Source organism: Streptomyces sp. SID486 (genome assembly GCF_009865385.1).
Classification (GTDB): Bacteria; Actinomycetota; Actinomycetes; order Streptomycetales; family Streptomycetaceae; genus Streptomyces.
This window is the reverse complement of sequence record NZ_WWJT01000740.1, coordinates 1-1,033: the sequence shown is the minus strand read 5'-3', so window position 1 is coordinate 1,033 and position 1,033 is coordinate 1. Positions and strand designations below refer to the sequence as shown.

Sequence of the window (1,033 nt, the reverse complement as noted above, 5' to 3'; positions counted from 1 at the left end):
GTCCCCACTCCGGATAGGAGATGGGCTTGCCGTGGGACCTGGCGAAGTCCACGTGCTGCTGGAGGCCGTAGGGCTCGCTGACCTGCTCGTCGAAGGACAGCCCGCTCGGCTGGTCGTAGGCGTCCATGCCGACGATGTCGACGGTGTCGTCCCCGGGATAGCACGCGGTCCAGGGCACGGCGTCCCGGCCGCGGCTCGGCGTGAAGTCGAAACGGAACCGCTGTCCCGGCACCGATCGCATCGTCGCGACGATGCGGTTCCAGTACGTCCGCCAGGCGAGCGGATCGGGACCGCAGCGGTGGGTGTAGGTGATGCCGTTCATCTCCCAGCCGAGCACGATCACCGTGTCCGGCACCCCCAGCCCCACCAGCCGCTCGGCCAGGGCCCGGAAGTGGTGGTCGAACGCGCCGGCCGCGGCCTGCCGCAGCAGCACCCGCACCTGGGCGTCCGGGACGTCCTCCTCGTTGCGTTCCTGCATCGGGACGTTCAGGACGAGCATCCGGTCCGCCTTGTCGCGGCGCCACTTCGCCCACGCGTCCAGGAAGCCGGGCGAGCCCTCGATGTCCTCCCAGCGGCCGCCCGGCAGGTAGGTGTGGGCGACCTTCAGCTCGGTCCCGCCCAGCCAGCGGCTCAGCTCGCTCATGCGCGCGACCCCACTGGGGCCGGAGTCGAGAAACGCCCCGAAGGGCGGGACGGAGGCCGCGCCCGAGGAAGCCGCCGGGGTGGTCGGAGCCGCCGGGGTGGTCGGAGCCGCCGGGGTGGTCGGAGCTGCCGGGGTGGCGGTCTGAGGGACTTGAGGGGTCTGAGGGGTCGACGCTGCTGGGGCGGGCACCGTGGCCGTCTGAGCAGCCGGGGACACCGAGGCGGACTCCACAGGTGTCTGAGCGGTCGGCACTGCCGGGACGGGCGTCGAGGCCGCCTGGCCAGCAGGTGGCACCGGGACGGGCGTCGCGGCCGCCTGACCGGCGGGTGGCACCGGGGCGGGCGTCGCGGCCGCCTGGGCCGGTGTCGGCGGGTCGGCCGTCCGGGCCAC

The 1,033-nt window shown here is 73.9% G+C and carries 1 protein-coding gene; it reads right to left on the bottom strand.

Annotated features, from left to right (window positions below):
* On the bottom strand, positions 1 to 832 hold an 832-nt coding region (locus tag GT045_RS39230), incomplete at its 3' end, for a glycosyl hydrolase (RefSeq protein WP_345942845.1).
* Positions 833 to 1,033: the final 201 nt, after the last annotated feature.